Origin of the sequence: Mesoflavibacter sp. CH_XMU1404-2 (assembly GCF_037029465.1) — a bacterium.
In the GTDB taxonomy this organism is placed as follows: domain Bacteria; phylum Bacteroidota; class Bacteroidia; order Flavobacteriales; family Flavobacteriaceae; genus Mesoflavibacter.
This window is the reverse complement of the sequence record NZ_JAYMEM010000009.1, coordinates 190,169-206,593: the sequence shown is the minus strand read 5'-3', so window position 1 is coordinate 206,593 and position 16,425 is coordinate 190,169. Positions and strand designations below refer to the sequence as shown.

16 protein-coding genes are annotated in these 16,425 nt (G+C 36.7%); all 16 read left to right on the top strand.

What is annotated here, in order from left to right:
- Position 1: 1 nt before the first annotated feature.
- The 16 genes from WA327_RS06900 (at position 2) to WA327_RS06825 (ending at position 16,304) form a co-directional block, all read left to right on the top strand.
- The gene (locus tag WA327_RS06900) at positions 2-1,015 is read left to right on the top strand and encodes a type II glyceraldehyde-3-phosphate dehydrogenase (protein WP_331810523.1); all 1,014 of its coding nucleotides are present in this window, start codon (positions 2-4) and stop codon (positions 1,013-1,015) included.
- Between the two features lie 12 nt (positions 1,016-1,027).
- The gene (locus WA327_RS06895; RefSeq protein WP_331810522.1) at positions 1,028-2,089 is read left to right on the top strand and encodes a class I fructose-bisphosphate aldolase; all 1,062 of its coding nucleotides are present in this window, start codon (positions 1,028-1,030) and stop codon (positions 2,087-2,089) included.
- A gap of 22 nt (positions 2,090-2,111) precedes the next feature.
- Positions 2,112-3,029, top strand: a complete 918-nt coding sequence (locus tag WA327_RS06890) for an alpha/beta hydrolase (protein WP_331810521.1) — start codon at positions 2,112-2,114, stop codon at positions 3,027-3,029.
- A complete protein-coding gene (locus WA327_RS06885; RefSeq protein WP_331810520.1) occupies positions 3,019-3,993 on the top strand; it encodes a 6-phosphofructokinase in 975 nt (324 codons plus the stop codon). Before WA327_RS06890 ends, WA327_RS06885 begins: the two co-directional genes overlap by 11 nt.
- 6 nt (positions 3,994-3,999) lie before the next feature.
- On the top strand, positions 4,000-5,268 hold the full coding sequence (locus WA327_RS06880; protein WP_331810519.1) for an MgtC/SapB family protein: 1,269 nt from the start codon (positions 4,000-4,002) through the stop codon (positions 5,266-5,268).
- A 7-nt stretch (positions 5,269-5,275) separates the two neighbouring features.
- Positions 5,276-6,271 carry a 2-hydroxyacid dehydrogenase gene (locus tag WA327_RS06875; RefSeq protein WP_331810518.1) on the top strand — a complete coding sequence of 332 codons (996 nt, stop codon included), beginning with the start codon at positions 5,276-5,278 and terminating at the stop codon, positions 6,269-6,271.
- Between the two features lie 24 nt (positions 6,272-6,295).
- Positions 6,296-7,126 carry a universal stress protein gene (locus WA327_RS06870; RefSeq protein ID WP_336067961.1) on the top strand — a complete coding sequence of 277 codons (831 nt, stop codon included), beginning with the start codon at positions 6,296-6,298 and terminating at the stop codon, positions 7,124-7,126.
- On the top strand, positions 7,123-7,965 hold the full coding sequence (locus WA327_RS06865) for an ATP cone domain-containing protein (protein WP_331810516.1): 843 nt from the start codon (positions 7,123-7,125) through the stop codon (positions 7,963-7,965). Before WA327_RS06870 ends, WA327_RS06865 begins: the two co-directional genes overlap by 4 nt.
- A gap of 12 nt (positions 7,966-7,977) precedes the next feature.
- The gene (locus WA327_RS06860) at positions 7,978-8,232 is read left to right on the top strand and encodes a hypothetical protein (RefSeq protein ID WP_331810515.1); all 255 of its coding nucleotides are present in this window, start codon (positions 7,978-7,980) and stop codon (positions 8,230-8,232) included.
- 15 nt (positions 8,233-8,247) lie between these two features.
- A complete protein-coding gene (locus tag WA327_RS06855; protein WP_336067957.1) occupies positions 8,248-9,624 on the top strand; it encodes an MBL fold metallo-hydrolase in 1,377 nt (458 codons plus the stop codon).
- Between the two features lie 3 nt (positions 9,625-9,627).
- On the top strand, positions 9,628-11,130 hold the full coding sequence (locus tag WA327_RS06850; protein WP_331810513.1) for a thymidine phosphorylase family protein: 1,503 nt from the start codon (positions 9,628-9,630) through the stop codon (positions 11,128-11,130).
- An 8-nt stretch (positions 11,131-11,138) separates the two neighbouring features.
- A complete protein-coding gene (locus WA327_RS06845; protein WP_331810512.1) occupies positions 11,139-12,032 on the top strand; it encodes a ribose-phosphate pyrophosphokinase in 894 nt (297 codons plus the stop codon).
- Positions 12,033-12,219: 187 nt separating this feature from the next.
- Positions 12,220-12,669: a hypothetical protein gene (locus WA327_RS06840; RefSeq protein WP_331810511.1), complete on the top strand. Its 450-nt coding sequence runs from the start codon at positions 12,220-12,222 to the stop codon at positions 12,667-12,669.
- A 6-nt stretch (positions 12,670-12,675) separates the two neighbouring features.
- Positions 12,676-12,969 carry a phosphoribosylpyrophosphate synthetase gene (locus WA327_RS06835; RefSeq protein ID WP_331810510.1) on the top strand — a complete coding sequence of 98 codons (294 nt, stop codon included), beginning with the start codon at positions 12,676-12,678 and terminating at the stop codon, positions 12,967-12,969.
- Positions 12,970-12,987: 18 nt separating this feature from the next.
- Positions 12,988-15,090: a copper-translocating P-type ATPase gene (locus tag WA327_RS06830; protein ID WP_331810509.1), complete on the top strand. Its 2,103-nt coding sequence runs from the start codon at positions 12,988-12,990 to the stop codon at positions 15,088-15,090.
- A complete protein-coding gene (locus WA327_RS06825) occupies positions 15,090-16,304 on the top strand; it encodes an MFS transporter (RefSeq protein ID WP_331810508.1) in 1,215 nt (404 codons plus the stop codon). Before WA327_RS06830 ends, WA327_RS06825 begins: the two co-directional genes overlap by 1 nt.
- The last annotated feature ends 121 nt before the right edge of the window (positions 16,305-16,425 follow it).

Below are 16,425 nucleotides of genomic sequence, written 5' to 3'. Positions count from 1 at the left end.
TATGAAAAGAATAGCAGTAATAGGATATGGCGTTATAGGAAAAAGAGTGGCAGATGCCATCAATCTACAAGACGATATGAAGCTTTCAGGAGTATGCGATATCATTAGTGATTGGCGTATTCAAAACGCTGTAAGAAAAGAGTATGATATCTACGCGGCAACTCAAGAAGCTGCTGATAAAATGAAGTCTGAAGGCATTTCAGTGAAGGGAAATATGCAGGAAATTTTAAATAAGTCAGACCTTGTTGTGGATTGCACCCCAAAAAAGATTGCAGCTCAAAACGTAGCAATTTATAAGAAACAGAACATCAAGTTCATATTGCACGGTGGCGAAAAACACGAAACCACAGGCCATTCCTTTAGTGCCGAAAATAATTATGAATCGGCCTTAAATCGGGATGCGACTAGAGTGGTCTCTTGCAACACAACTTCTATACTTAGAACATTAACCGCCTTAAAAAGAGCTGACTTACTGGATTATGCAAGAGGAACACTTCTAAGAAGAGCTACTGACCCTTGGGAAAGTCATTTAGGAGGCATAATGAATACAATGGTTCCAGAGAAAGATATCCCAAGCCATCAAGGTCCCGATGCTAAAAGTGTTGACCCAGATTTGGATGTAATTACTGCTGCGGTAAAAGTTCCTGAAACCCTCAGTCATATGCATTATTGGAATGTGAAGTTAAAAAAGCAGGCAACTAAGGAAGAAGTTCTCAACGCTCTAAAAACTTCCAGTCGCATCAAACTAATTCAATATGACCAAGGGTTGGTGTCAAACAATACCATTAAAGAAATGTTTTTAGATATGGGACGTCCTTGGGGCGATATGTATGAAGTAGCCCTTTGGGAAGATATGCTAAAAGTACAGGGCGATGAGCTTTTTTATGCTTACATCGTCGATAACCAAGCCATTGTAATCCCTGAAACCATTGATGCAATAAGGGCACTTACGGGAATTGAAACCGATGGCGCAAAATCGATTGCCAAAACCAATGAAAGTCTAGGCATACACTAAATTCTTATAAAAATGGAAACAAGCAAGAACATTGTAGAAATATTGGGTGAAAAAGCACCCTACTATTTGGACCACGTTTGTGAAAAAATAACTAAAGACGAACTACAAACACCAAGTGACCATAGCCTTGATAGCGTTTTTATTAATAGCAATAGAAATACACAGGTACTGCGAAGTCTTTCACAATTATATAACCACGGGAACCTGGCAGGAACAGGTTATTTAAGCATCCTGCCAGTAGACCAAGGTATCGAGCATAGTGCTGCCTTTTCTTTCTATAAAAACCCTGATTACTTCGACCCAGAGAATATTATAAAACTTGCTATGGAAGCAGGTTGCAATGGTGTAGCATCAACCTTTGGGGTTTTGGGTCTAAATGCCAGAAAGTACACTCATAAAATACCTTTTATTGTGAAGATTAACCACAATGAACTGCTAACCTACCCAAATAAATATGACCAAACACTATTTGGAAAGGTAAAAGATGCTTGGAATATGGGAGCGATTGCCATTGGTGCAACCATCTATTTTGGCTCAAAAGAAAGCAATAGGCAGATTAAAGAAATTTCAGAGGCTTTTGAAGAAGCCCATAGTTTGGGTATGGCAACCATCTTATGGTGCTATACGCGTAACAAAGCTTTTAAAACAGAAAAAGAAGATTATCACGCTGCTGCCGACATAACTGGGCAGGCCAATCATTTAGGAGTTACCATTCAAGCAGACATCATCAAACAAAAATTACCGACTAATAATTTCGGATTTAAGGAAATTGGGTTTGGTAAATATGATGATACTATGTATGAAACCCTTACTACAGACCATCCTATTGACCTCTGCCGTTTGCAAGTAGCCAATTGCTACATGGGAAAAATAGGCTTGATTAATTCTGGTGGTGGCTCAAAAGGAGATTCAGATTTGAAGGAAGCCATAACAACCGCGGTAATTAATAAGCGCGCCGGCGGTTCTGGGTTGATACTAGGAAGAAAAGCATTTCAAAAACCTTTTAAGGAAGGTGTTGAATTACTCAATGCAGTACAAAGTGTATATCTCAATTCTAAAATAACAATTGCATAGAATTAAAATATAAGATTAATCAATGGTACTTTCAATTATAATAGCTTTTTTAATTATTCCGGTAATTGCAGTTGCCGGTTATGAGCATTATAAAATCCTTAATCAACCTGATTACAATCCTCATACAACACTATTGAACTATGAAGTAATAGGTATTGGTAAAAACAAACTGGTTTTGTTACACGGTTTAACCGGGTCACTGAATTATTGGAAGCGCAGTTTAGAAAACATTTCAAAAACCCACTCTTTATTATTAATAGACCTTCTGGGTTTTGGTGACTCACCAAAACCAAAAAGTGATTATTCCTTATCAGTACAGCTGCAAGCGTTAGAATTGATTTTAAAAAAAGAAGGGTTCAATGATGGTAAAACCATCATGGGCGGGCATTCAATGGGAGCCATAATTTCATTAGCATTATTGCAAAAACATCCGAATTGGTTTAAATCTGGAATTTTTATAGGCATACCTGTATACAAAAACGCCGATGAGTTTAAGAAAGTTATGTCTACTCATTCTTTCGTGGATAGAATTTCAACCAGTAAGTTTTCTAAATATATCTGTATGGTTCATCCCATATTTATGTCACGTGCATTCAAGCCCGATAACCTAACGGATGAAGTTTATGAAGACGCAAAAAAGCATCATTGGATGAGTTATTATTATTCGCTCAATGAGGTCATTTTAAAAACAGATTTATATGCGATGGCAAGGAAAATTAAGAATAAAGACGTGCTTTTTATTCACGGAGAAAAAGATACGACAGCACCATTTGAAAACACTCTGAAACTATCAAAAGTATTTAAAAACTCAAAAGTGCATACCTCTTCTAAAGGCGACCATCAATTTTTTCTAAAAGAGGCGGATTTTGTTTGGAAAACCATACAAGAATTTAGCAAGTCGGAAGAATATTTACAAAAAACACTATCAAATGAGCACTAATAAAATTAAACATATAGGCATATTCACATCAGGAGGCGATAGTCCTGGAATGAACGCTGCACTCTATTCCATAGCCAAATCTGCTAAAGTAAAAGGTATAAAAATTAGTGGTTTTAGAAAAGGATATGAAGGGTTAATAGATGGTGATTTCCTTACATTAAAATCACACGATTTACAAAAGTTAGTACACCTAGGTGGCACTATCTTAAAAACAGCACGAAGCAAACGTTTTATGGAATTGGAAGGTCGTAAAAAAGCTTTTCAAACCTTAAAAGCGAATAAGATAGATGCTCTGATTGCCATAGGTGGTGATGGTACTTTTAAAGGACTATTAGCCTTTTCGGAAATCTGCGACATCCCTTTCATAGGTATTCCCGGAACTATTGATAATGACTTGGCAGGAACAGATTACACCCTAGGTTTTGACTCTGCCGTAAATACAGCAATTGAAAACATAGATAAAATTAGAGACACAGCCGAATCCCATAACCGTGTTTTTATTGTTGAAGTGATGGGAAGGGATTCTGGTTATATCGGTATTCATTCCGGCTTGACCGTTGGGGCAGATGCCATTCTAATTCCAGAGAGTGGTAAAGACTTAATCTACTTGCTAGAAAAGATAAAAAACTACGAGAGTGAAGATGCTTTTCTCGTGGTAGTTTCTGAGGGTGATGAAATAGGTGCAGAACTTGTCGCTTCAAAAATTAAGGAAATGAACCCTAATGTAGATTTACGTATCACGAAACTTGGACATGTGCAACGTGGTGGAAATCCTTCGGCACTAGATAGAATGCTGGGCATCAGAATGGGGGTCGCCGCCGTAGAGGAAATCTTAAAAGGGAATACAAATAAAATGGTAGGATTCCTTAATAATCAATTAAAGTTGACACCTTTTAATAAGGTAGTCAAACAGCATCAAATAAAAGATGAGCTAAATAGATTGTTAGAACTTTTTAGCAAATAGATAATTATGATAAAAACTTTAGAAAATATTAACCCTTTCATACTTGGAATTCTGATTAGTGTAGGAATCGGTCTCATTCTTGGATTAGAACGTGAATACGACAAACTAAAGGATGAGCACGGATTTGCAGGAATCCGAACATTTCCAATTACGGCTATCATTGGATTCATTTTAGGAAATCTTTCGATAACCTATACGCCTTGGTTAGTTATTATTACTGCAGCCGCATTCTTATTGTTTTTGGCTTTGAGTCATATTTCAATGGTACAAAAGCACGTAATGACGGGTATTACTACTAATTTGGCGTTGTTTGCCACGCTAATTCTTGGTATTATGGTGGCTAATCACTTGCATAAAGAAGCAGTAGCCTCTGCTGTCATTATTGTTACACTATTATCGCTCAAAACAACCTTTCGTTCATTTATCAAAAATATTACTTCAGAAGAATTATTTGCATTCATTAAGTTTTCAATTATTGCCCTCTTAATACTTCCATTTTTGCCCAACAAAGATTATGGACCAGAAGGTTTGTTGAATCCTTTCGAAATCGGCTCTATCGTAGTGATTGTCTCTTTTTTAAATTTTATTGGTTACTTTTTGGTGAAATATGTAGGTTCCCAACGAGGAATCTTGCTTACTGCCATTCTTGGCGGATTAATCTCAAGTACAGCCGTAGCTTGGATTTATGCTTCCCGAAGTAAGGAATCACCAGAACTTTCAAAAGAATATGCTGCGGGTATCATTATAGCTTCCGCCATCATGTTTCCCAGACTTGCGATTTTGGCGTATATTTTTAATAGTGCCATACTTTCCTATTTGGTTATTCCATTTACGATTTTAACGATTATCTGTTTGATTGGTGCACTCATATTTATTAAAAAGGAGGCAAATGTCACAAAGACAGCTATTAATCTTGGTAATCCACTTAATATTTGGAATGCCCTAGGGTTTGCGGGTATTTATGTTGTAATACTTTTTGCTGTTTTTTATGGCAACCAATTTTTTGGTGAAAGTGGCTTATACTATTCAGCCTTAATTGCAGGACTGGCAGATACGGATGCAATAACTATAAGTATGGCAAAATTCGGGTCTTTAGAAGATAAACTTGCGCTTGCTACCAATGTTATAATAACAGCGACCATAAGTAATATGATTGTAAAATTGGGGATTGCCTATTTCAAAGGATCAAAAAAAACGGGAAAGTTAGTGATGCTAATTTTTGGAAGCGTAATCATCATCGGTATCTCATATATCTTAATACAGTTCGGAAAATAAAATAAAAATGAAGACAACAGTATATAGCACACACAAGTTTGAAGCACCTTATTTAATGAAGGCAAATGATGGCAAACATCATTTAAAACTTCTTGAAGTTAGATTGACAGAAGAAACGACTGTTCTTGCTAAAGGTTCTAAAACAGTAAGCTTATTTACAGGTGATGATGCCTCAGAGAATGTACTAAAAAAACTAAAAACCATTGGCGTAGAAAATATTGCATTGCGTTCCGCTGGTTTTAATCATGTTGATTTAGCAGCAGCTACCGAATTGGATATAAAAGTAGCTAGGGTTCCTGCTTATTCACCTTATGCCATAGCTGAACATACGATGGCATTAATATTAGCTCTTAACAGAAAATTGATTAGAGCGCATAATAGAGTTCGTGAACAAAACTTTTCTTTGAATGGGCTTACAGGATTTGACCTAAACGGAAAAACTGTGGGTGTTATTGGTACTGGTAAAATAGGTTCGGTACTGGTAAAAATACTTCACGGATTTGGTTGCAATATCCTTGTGCACGATGTAGTTGAAAACAAAGGCTTAATTAATAACTATGATGTAAGCTACACTGATTGTAAAACTATTTGTAAGCAGTCAGATATTATAACCTTGCACATACCGCTAAAGGCTTCTACGAAACACCTAATTGATAAAAAGCATATTTCCTTTATGAAACCTGGGGTAATGCTCATCAATACCAGCAGAGGTGGATTGGTAGACACCAAAGCCGTTATAGAAGGGCTAAAATCAAGAAAGATTGGATATTTCGGTATGGATGTGTATGAGGAGGAAGAGGGGCTGTTCTTTGAGGACCATTCAGACGATATCCTACAAGACGACGTGATTGCCCGCTTGATGACTTTTAACAATGTATTAATTACAAGCCATCAGGCATTTTTAACCGAAACAGCATTGACCAATATTGCAGATACTACAATTTATAATCTGGATTGTTTTGAAAAACAAACAATCTCTGAAAATGAAGTAACTATAGAATAAAAGTGATTTATAAAACCAAACAAAATGAAAAACATATTAGTACCCACCAATTTTTCAGAAAACTGTGAAAAAGCAGCACAACTTGGTATTGAAATGGCCAAATTATATAACTCTGAAATTCACTTTTTACACCTTATGAAAACCCCTGTAGATTGGGTAAAACTAGATAAGGAAAAAGAAAAAAGATATCCTGAAACTCTGAAACAAATAGGGGTAGCTAAATTTGCCCTAAGAAAGTTAGAAAAAATGGCAGAACACAAAGGCCTAAAATGCCGAACATTTCTTCAATATGATTCCGGTCAAGGCGATATTTTAGAGCATTCAGGCCATTTTCACCACGATTTTATAATAACGGGAAGTAGTGGAACTAAAGGTGTCATTAGAGAAATTACAGGTAGTAATGTTGAAAAAATCGTCCGAAAAGCTAATGCACCTTTTATAGTGGTAAAAGACGAGGCTGTTAACTTCCCTTTTAAAAATATTGTTTTTGTATCCGATTTTGAAGAGGACGTTAGCAACGCCTTTAAACAAGTTGTTTCTATTGCCTCAAAATGTGATGCAAAAATACACCTGTTGCGTATTAATACTAAAACCGACACAAATAGTATTGCTTCGGGGTTACAACCTATGAAGCGTTTTCTAGAGAACTTCCCAGAAGTTCAAAACTATACGATGAATGTATACAATGAACTCTATGTAGAGACAGGAATAAATACCTATTTAAAAAATAACCCTGCTGACCTCATTACCATGTGCACACATGGTACTACCGGTTTTTTAAGTCTCTTTTCTAAAAGTATTGCAGAAGGTGTTACCAATCATGCTACGCTACCAATTATGACAATTAGGATATGAAAAATACAATAAACATAGTAAAACACTCTGGAGACGTTGTTCCATTTGATGCTAAAAAACTTATCAATTCATTACGTCGAGCCAAAGCAAACGAAGAACTTATTCAACAAATTGTCGAAGAGGTAAATGCATCACTTTATGATGGAATGACCACTAAACAGATTTACAAAATGGCTTTTAAAATGCTTAAGGGCAAATCTTCTGTTAGTGCCTCAAGATATAAGCTTAAAAAGGCCATTATGGAGTTAGGACCAACAGGGTTTCCTTTTGAAAAATTTGTAGCCAAGATTCTTGAACAAGAGGGATTTCAAACCCAGGCAGGAGTTATTGTACAAGGTCATTGTGTAACGCATGAGATAGACGTAGCAGCACTCAAGGACGACAAGCATTATATGATCGAATGCAAGTTTCATAGTGATAAAGGTCGATTCTGTGATGTGAAGATCCCACTATACATACAATCTAGATTTATCGATGTAGAAAGACAATGGAAAATGAAACCTAGTCATGATAGAAAATTTCACCAGGGATGGGTATATACCAATACCCGATTTACTACCGATGCCATTCAATATGCCGAATGCATCGGATTGGGTCTGACTAGTTGGGATTACCCCAAAAATAATAGTCTCAAATATAGAATTGATATGGCGGGACTTCATCCATTGACAGCATTAACAACTATGACCAAAGCCGAAAAAACAAAATTATTGGATAAAGGTATTGTGCTCTGCAAAGAGCTACACGAAACACCTACTTTATTAAATGAAATTGGAGTAGATAAAACAAGGCACAAAAAAATTTTGGAGGATTCCGAAGCCTTATGTAAAACCCATTAAAAAATAAAACTTATGAAAACTGAAGAATTAGAACAACAGAACAACTTGGATTTTGAACCGTTTTACGAAGCTCTGGAAGACGACCCAAAACTGCTTGCAGAAGCCTTGGAAATACTATTGGATATGGTTGATTTTGAACCTACATCCATTAAAAAAGTCGCCCTTTACATCAAAGAAGATTCGCAAAATCTATATAATGAAATAGTAGAATTATACAAATCAACCCAAGACAAAGGGAATACACCTTCCTGCTGTGGTGGACACTAAATAAAGACTATATCAATGAACAACGCTAAAATAAACATTCACTTTTTGGGTGCAGCGGGAACGGTAACTGGCTCAAAATATTTAGTAGATACAGGAGAGAGAAAAATACTCATAGACTGCGGACTTTTTCAAGGGTTAAAGGAATTGCGTCTCAAAAACTGGGAATATCCGCCCGTCGATGTTTCGGAAATTGATGCAGTCTTGCTTACCCACGGTCATATGGACCATACGGGATATTTGCCAAGATTGGTCAAACAAGGTTTCAAGGGTGCCATCTTTGGTACCAATCCTACGCTGGATATTGCTAAAATCATACTGAACGATAGTGCAAAAATACAAGAACAGGAGGCTGAACGTGCCAATAAAGAGGGGTATTCCAAACACAGTCCTGCAGAACCTTTGTACACCTTAAACGATGTTGAAAAAACCGTACCTCGTTTTAAAGGGATACCACCTTCGCAATGGCTACCTATTCTCAAGGATGTAAAGGCACGATTTCAGTACAACGGACACATTCTTGGTGCTACTTATATTGAGTTGGATATACACGGAAAACACTTTGTTTTTTCAGGTGACATCGGTAGGACTAATGATTTGCTCTTATACCCACCTTTAAAACCAACAAAGGCTGATGTATTATTTATTGAATCCACCTATGGTGGAAGATTTCATCCTGAAGAAGAAGAGGCCATTCCGCAGATTGAAAAATTAGTAAATGACACCATAAATAAAGGTGGTAGCCTGTTTGTTCCAAGCTTTTCAGTGGAACGTGCCCAACTGATGATGCTTATTTTCTGGAGATTACTAAAGGAAGATAAAATCCCAAAAGTTCAAATGATAATGGATAGCCCAATGGGCGCTAACGTATTGGAACTCTTCCATCGCACAAGAGATTGGCACAGATTAGAGGACAATGAATGTGATGAAATGTGCTCGCATTTCAAGGTTGTAAGTAGTTATCGGGAAACTATGGAATTAAGAACCGACAACAAACCAAAAATTGTGATTGCAGGAAGCGGAATGCTTACAGGAGGTCGAATGCTCAACTATCTTGAAACCCAAGCCCAAAACCCCAATAACACCTTGCTATTTGTAGGTTATCAAGCTGAAGGAACACGTGGCAGGAAATTGTTGGAAGTCGACAAGGAATTAAAAGTGTACGGGAAATGGGTGCCTTTTAAAATGCAGGTAGCTGAAATTGAGGGACTATCTGCACACGCAGACCATAAAGAACTTATGAATTGGATGAGTGAGATACGAAACAAACCAAAGCGAATTTTTATCGTACACGGTGAAAAAGAAAGTGCGGAAGCATTACAAAAAGGTATAAAAGAAACCTATGATTGGGATGCCGAAATCCCGGAATTATATACTATAACAGAAATAGAATAATCCATGGAACAATATTCAAACATATTAAAATACAAACACCTTGGTATTTACACTCAAAACGAGAATGTGGTGTACATGCGTGAGGATTGCCATGTCTGTATTTCAGAAGGATTCGAGGCACTCACAAGGATTAGGGTTTCTATGGCAAACCGTTCCATCATAGCGAGCCTCAACGTCATAAATTCAGAAATTTTATTACCTAATGAAATAGGTCTGTCAGATGCTGCAGCAAAAAAATTAAAGGTTAAAGAAAATGAAACTTTGTACGTCTCGCATCTGGAACCTATAGAGTCCCTAAGTTACGTCAGGGCTAAAATTTACAATCAAAAGCTCAATTATAATGCCTACAACCAAATTGTATCAGATATTGTAGAAGGTGATTATTCCAACATTCACCTTTCGGCATTCATTACGGCTTGTGCAGGTGACCGAATGGACATTAATGAAATATCCGACCTCACAAAAGCTATGATTGCCTCTGGCCAACAACTAAACTGGAACAAAGAAATAGTAGTAGATAAGCATTGTATTGGCGGATTACCAGGAAATAGAACCACCCCTTTAGTAGTAGCAATTGTTGCCGCCTATGGGCTTACTATGCCCAAAACATCATCCCGTGCTATTACATCCCCGGCAGGTACTGCAGACACCATGGAAGTGCTTACAAATGTAACTCTTTCTGCTGATGAGATAGAACACGTGGTAAAACAGGAAGGTGGTTGTTTTGTTTGGGGTGGTACCGCTCAATTGAGTCCTGCAGATGATGTACTCATTAAAATTGAAAAAGCTTTAGATATCGATAGTGAAGGACAACTCATCGCCTCGGTATTATCAAAAAAAGCTGCAGCTGGTTCTACCCATGTTGTCATTGATATCCCAGTAGGTGAAACTGCCAAAGTACGAAGTATGGAAATGGCTCAAAAATTACAAAACCATATGGAAACCGTAGGCAATTCTGTAGGTCTGAACGTAAAAGTGGTAATAACTGACGGCTCGCAGCCCGTGGGTAATGGAATTGGTCCAACGTTAGAAGCTATGGACATATTAAAAGTACTGAAAAATGAAGAAAGAGCACCCATAGACCTAAAAGAACGTGTTGTGCTGTTGGCTGGTGAACTTCTTGAACTTTCTGGTAAAGTAGCATCAGGTGCAGGTCGCCAAACCGCTTTACAATTATTAGAATCTGGTAAAGCTTACGAAAAATTCCTTGCTATTTGTAAGGCACAAGGGCGTTTTACACGGCCTGTTTTAGCGCCTTATAAAACAGAAATCAGAGCGGAGACTTCCGGGATTTTGAAACGTATTGACAATCGAAAGATAGCAAAGCTTGCCAAACTTTCTGGTGCACCACAGTCAAAATCTGCAGGTATTTTATTGAATGTTCATTTAAACGATAGTGTTGAGAAAGACCAACTATTGTACACCCTTTATGCAGAATCGCAGGGCGAACTTCATTATGCTTTGGAATATAAAAATAACCACAATGATATTATAACCATAATTTAGATACTATTATGAAAACAATTTTATTCAGTCTTCCGGGAAATGAGGAACTGGTAGAACTTTTAGCAACAAAAATGGATGCTGAAGTAGGCAAAGCTACCTTGCGAAAATTTCCTGATGGAGAATCATACACACGTATTCTGTCTGACGTTAAGGACAAATGTGTCGTACTCGTCTGCACGTTGCACGAACCAGACGAAAAACTATTGCCACTCTATTTTTTAAGCCATACTGCAAAATCGCTTGGTGCGATGTGTACTTGTTTGGTAGCACCGTATCTTGCTTATATGCGGCAAGACAAAATCTTTAATGAAGGTGAAGGTGTAACTTCTGGTTTCTTTGGGAAGTTGATTTCAGGATTTGCCGATAGCATTACCACCGTAGACCCTCATTTGCATAGAATAAGCTCTTTGGGAGAAGTATATCATATTCCCAACAAGGTAATTCACGCAGCAGATGCAATTTCAGAATGGATAAAGAAAAATATCAAAAACCCGGTATTGATTGGTCCCGATTCAGAAAGTGAGCAATGGGTTTCACAGGTTGCAAAAAACGCAGGAGCACCATTTACTGTGTTGCAAAAAGTACGTCACGGTGACCGTAATGTTGAAGTTTCTGTTCCTGACGTGGACAAATACAAAGATGCCACACCTATTTTGGTTGATGATATTATTTCTACAGCACGCACCATGATTGAAACTGTCGGTCATCTAAAAAAAGCAGGAATGAAACCACCTATTTGTGTTGGTATCCACGCAGTTTTTTCAGGAAATGCTTATCAGGATTTATTGGATTCAGGTATAGAAAAAATAGTGACTTGCAATACCATTCCACATCCTTCAAATGCTATAGATTTAAGTGATATACTGGCAAAAGAAGTAAAGAAATTGATGCAACATATATGAAAAAACAAAGCTTCATACTGTTTTTTATTCTATCCATAATAACAATGAATGGACAGACTGAAATGCTCATTGGGCAGATTTCAGGCAGAACTATAGTAAGGGAAAATTTTGATAAAGATGGTATGCTGCTTAACAAACGTTTAAAGCAGGAAAAATAATAAAAGAAGATAGGTATTATCAGATTGAGGTGATAACTGAACTGTTTAATGATAAAGAGAAATCAGAAGAAAAGTACACAACAACGTATCGTTGCAAACCAGATGAAGCCAGTATTATGGTAATGGCATTTCCCTTTGCTAAACCAAACTCAAAGGAAACCGAAATCAATACCAACTCTATAAATTTTAAAGAAATATACGATTTGGATAACCTTGAGGATATTGAACTAAAAATGAGTTTTGATTCGGGCTTGCTGAATTTCTTCGGTTCAAAAACCATCATAAAGATTTACGACAGAAAATTGGAGGGTGGTCAAAACAAGATTAAATCAAAAATCAACATTAAGGCCTATGCATTGGGTATTCGTATTAAGCAACTTGATTATGATGTAGTAGAAAAGTTAAGCGATAATGGTTTGTTGACCTTTCAAAAATTTACAGAAGCGGATGGTAGCTATTTTATAATGAATTACAAATAAGAAAAAATGAAAAATTACGATACCCTTTCTGAAGCCATAAACGACTTGCAAGCAAATGGTTATACCTATGATTTCAACTTGAAACCGGAATGCTTGGAATGTGCTTCATTAAAAATTGAGATACATCCCGAAGACTTTAAAGTGGATAAGACCTATCGCTTTGAAGGCATGAGCAGTACGGATGATAATAGCGTTTTATATGCAATTTCGGCAAAAGATGGGATAAGAGGTCTTTTAGTAGATGCCTATGGCGTATATGCTGAAAATATTTCTGAAAAAATGAGAAAAAAATTACGATAACACTTAAACAATATGATAATGGAAAACCATCAACATCACAATCACGAAGAAATGGACCATTCAAAAATGGACCACTCAAAGATGAAACACAAAAAAGAAGACCACTCAAAAATGAACCATGGAAGTGGTGGTCACGCTGGCCACAACCCGGCACACGGCCAAATGGGTCACGACCATCATAAAATGATGATAGCCGACTTTAGAAAACGTTTTTGGGTAACATTAGTCCTAACGATTCCTATATTATTTCTATCACCAATGATTCAAGAATTTGTTGGTTATGAATTTCTGCTTCCCGGTAATCCTTATATACTTTTTGCGCTTTCAACCGTGGTCTATTTCTATGGTGGCTGGCCTTTTCTTAAAGGTTTCGTTTCAGAAGTAAAGAAAGGTTCACCAGGAATGATGACCCTTATTTCAATGGCAATAAGTGTCGCTTACTTTTATAGTTCAGCTACTGTCTTTGGTTTAAAAGGAGTAGACTTCTTTTGGGAACTGGCTACTTTAATTGCCATTATGCTTGTTGGGCACTGGATAGAAATGAAAAGCGTTTTAGGTGCATCAAAGGCATTGCAACTTTTAGTAAGTATGATGCCAGCAGAAGCACATAGAGTAAATGGAGATACCATTGAAGATATTTCACTCGAAAACCTTTTGAAAGATGATGTGATTTTAGTAAAACCTGGAGAAAAAGTCCCTGCTGATGGGATTATAGTAGATGGTTCTAGTTATTTAAATGAATCCATGCTAACTGGTGAATCCAAACCTGTAAAAAAAGATGAAAATGATAAAGTTATTGGTGGTTCTGTAAATGGTAATAGCACTTTAAAAGTTAAGGTTGAGCACACAGGAAAAGACAGCTATCTCAACAAGGTCATCACAATGGTCGAAGAAGCGCAAAAAACCAAATCTAAAATGCAAAACCTATCGGATAGGGCTGCAAAATGGTTGACCTACATTGCTTTGGCCATTGGTTTTGGTACGTTGGCCGTTTGGTTGATTCTAGGATTTCCGTTTGTATACGCATTGGAAAGAATGGTAACTGTTATGGTTATTGCTTGTCCGCATGCTTTGGGTCTTGCCATTCCGTTAGTAGTAGCGATATCGACTGCAGTATCCGCACAAAATGGATTATTAATTAGAAACAGAACAGCTTTTGAAGAATCTAGAAAGATATCAGCTTTATTATTCGATAAAACCGGAACATTGACCAAAGGAGATTTTGGTGTTACCAGAATCGAGTCGGTAAACAAATCGTATAGTAAAAATGAACTACTAAGATTATCAAGTGCCTTAGAACAAAGCTCTGAACATCCTATCGCTGTCGGAATAATAAAAAAAGTTAAAGAAAATAATATCATCATTCCCAACCCAGAAAATTTCAAAGCCATTACAGGTAAAGGTGTAGAAGCCAATGTTGAAGGCAAAGACATTAAGGTAGTAAGCCCAGGGTATTTAAGAGATGAAAAAATAGAAATCCCTAAAGATGCCTATAGTGATGCAGCCGAAACAGTTGTTTTTATTTTGATTGATGGAAAACTGGCTGGATATATAGCACTGGCAGACGAAATTAGACCAGAATCTGCCGAAGCTATAAAAGTCTTCAAAAAGAATGATATTAAAGTTTATATGGCAACGGGCGATAATGAAAAAACAGCCAAAGCTGTGAGCGAAAAACTTGGTTTAGACGGCTATTACGCTGAAGTATTACCACATCAAAAAGTGGAAATTGTTGAAGAGCTTCAAGCAAAAGATGAATTTGTAGCCATGACAGGAGATGGTGTCAACGATGCCCCTGCTCTTGCCAAAGCCAATGTTGGTATTGCAGTTGGCTCGGGCACAGATGTAGCAGCTGAAACAGCCGATATTATTCTGGTAAACAGTAATCCTAAAGATATTGCAAACCTCATTCTTTTTGGAAAAGCAACCTATAATAAAATGATTCAGAATCTTGTTTGGGCGACAGGCTATAATGTAGTGGCTATTCCGTTAGCTGCTGGAGTACTGTATTCTTCAGGGTTTGTTTTAGGGCCTGCTGTTGGAGCTGTATTTATGAGTTTGAGTACCATTATTGTGGCTATTAATGCACAATTGTTAAAGCGAAAAATAGGTAGCAAATAATGGATAGGAAAGAAAAACTCAATAGGATATATTTAATCCTATTGAGTTTATTTGTAGTAATGTTGGGCTACGGTATTTTATTACCAACTCTTCCCTACTATACAGAAAGATTAGCACTTAAAGATAATCTTGACAGAGACTTAATCAACTTTCATATTGGATTACTTACGAGTATTTATCCGCTTTTCCAATTACTGTTCGTGGTGGTTTGGGGAAAGCTATCAGACAAATACGGTCGCAAGCCCATTATCATTGTCGGTCTCATCGGGTTTGTGATAATGCAGTTGTTAACAGGACTTGCTACATCTTTGACAATGCTATATATCGCTCGAATCTTTGGTGGCATTTTTACATCATCAGTTATTCCAGTTAGTAATGCTTATTTAAGCGACATCACTTCCGAGAAACGTAGAACTAAAATAATGGCCTGGTCTGGCGTCGCCATCAGTTCTGGGGTTATTTTTGGCCCTGTCGTTGGTGGATTTCTATCTCAAACTAACATTCATATTAAATATTCTATAGGCCTGCTACATTTAGACCGATTTTCAGTACCATTCTTGTTTGCTGCTATATTAGGATTGATTGTCTTATTTATAGTAACGAAATGGTTAAAAAATACTGTTCACTTTCAAAAACAAACTTCAAAAAAAATGAGTTTGCGATTTACGTTTAGTAAATATTTTATCGTGTTACTATCGTTGTCATTTATACTACAATTTGTTGTGACTTTATTTGAAACGGTATTTTCAATATACGGTAAAGATGAATTGGGGTTTAACAGCAACCAAGTTGGAATTGGTTTTATGCTATGTGGCTCTGTAATGGCTGTTTTGCAGCCTGTTTTTGCAAGTTATGGAGAGAAGCTCTTATCTACGAAAAAACAAATTGCTTTAGGGTTGTTAATAGCTGGAATATCTTTAATCGCCTTTCCTTTTTTTAAAAATGAATGCTTTGTCTATGGCTTAATTATTCTTTTTGCAGCTGGAGGTGCAATGGTAACCCCTAACTTATTATCAGCAGTTTCCTTAACATCAAAAGAGAATACAGGTAGAAATATATCTATACAAAGCTCAACAAATAGTATTGGTCAAATTTTAGGTCCTGTTTTAGGGACTTGGTTAATTGCAGGAGATTTTTACTATCCATTTACAATTGCTGGAGTTATTGTTTTAGTTGCTATTAGCTCTCTGTTTTTACTTAAAAATCCACCATAAAACACATAGATGTTACCTTTTGATGATTAACCCAAATCTAAAACCCCAATAATCTTATGTATAATTTAATTCATATAATACTGGATAACTATAAAGAAACAAAAATAGTTTAGGAATCCAA

Excerpts from the sequence above, each read along its gene's own strand:
- WA327_RS06885 (WP_331810520.1), top strand. The coding sequence starts at position 3,019 with ATGAGCACTAATAAAATTAAACATATAGGCATATTCACATCAGGAGGC.
- WA327_RS06880 (WP_331810519.1), top strand. The coding sequence starts at position 4,000 with ATGATAAAAACTTTAGAAAATATTAACCCTTTCATACTTGGAATTCTG.
- WA327_RS06870 (WP_336067961.1), top strand. The coding sequence starts at position 6,296 with ATGAAAAACATATTAGTACCCACCAATTTTTCAGAAAACTGTGAAAAA.
- WA327_RS06895 (WP_331810522.1), top strand. The coding sequence starts at position 1,028 with ATGGAAACAAGCAAGAACATTGTAGAAATATTGGGTGAAAAAGCACCC.
- WA327_RS06875 (WP_331810518.1), top strand. The coding sequence starts at position 5,276 with ATGAAGACAACAGTATATAGCACACACAAGTTTGAAGCACCTTATTTA.
- WA327_RS06865 (WP_331810516.1), top strand. The coding sequence starts at position 7,123 with ATGAAAAATACAATAAACATAGTAAAACACTCTGGAGACGTTGTTCCA.
- WA327_RS06855 (WP_336067957.1), top strand. The coding sequence starts at position 8,248 with ATGAACAACGCTAAAATAAACATTCACTTTTTGGGTGCAGCGGGAACG.
- WA327_RS06845 (WP_331810512.1), top strand. The coding sequence starts at position 11,139 with ATGAAAACAATTTTATTCAGTCTTCCGGGAAATGAGGAACTGGTAGAA.
- WA327_RS06850 (WP_331810513.1), top strand. The coding sequence starts at position 9,628 with ATGGAACAATATTCAAACATATTAAAATACAAACACCTTGGTATTTAC.
- WA327_RS06835 (WP_331810510.1), top strand. The coding sequence starts at position 12,676 with ATGAAAAATTACGATACCCTTTCTGAAGCCATAAACGACTTGCAAGCA.
- WA327_RS06890 (WP_331810521.1), top strand. The coding sequence starts at position 2,112 with ATGGTACTTTCAATTATAATAGCTTTTTTAATTATTCCGGTAATTGCA.
- WA327_RS06830 (WP_331810509.1), top strand. The coding sequence starts at position 12,988 with ATGGAAAACCATCAACATCACAATCACGAAGAAATGGACCATTCAAAA.
- WA327_RS06860 (WP_331810515.1), top strand. The coding sequence starts at position 7,978 with ATGAAAACTGAAGAATTAGAACAACAGAACAACTTGGATTTTGAACCG.
- WA327_RS06825 (WP_331810508.1), top strand. The coding sequence starts at position 15,090 with ATGGATAGGAAAGAAAAACTCAATAGGATATATTTAATCCTATTGAGT.
- WA327_RS06900 (WP_331810523.1), top strand. The coding sequence starts at position 2 with ATGAAAAGAATAGCAGTAATAGGATATGGCGTTATAGGAAAAAGAGTG.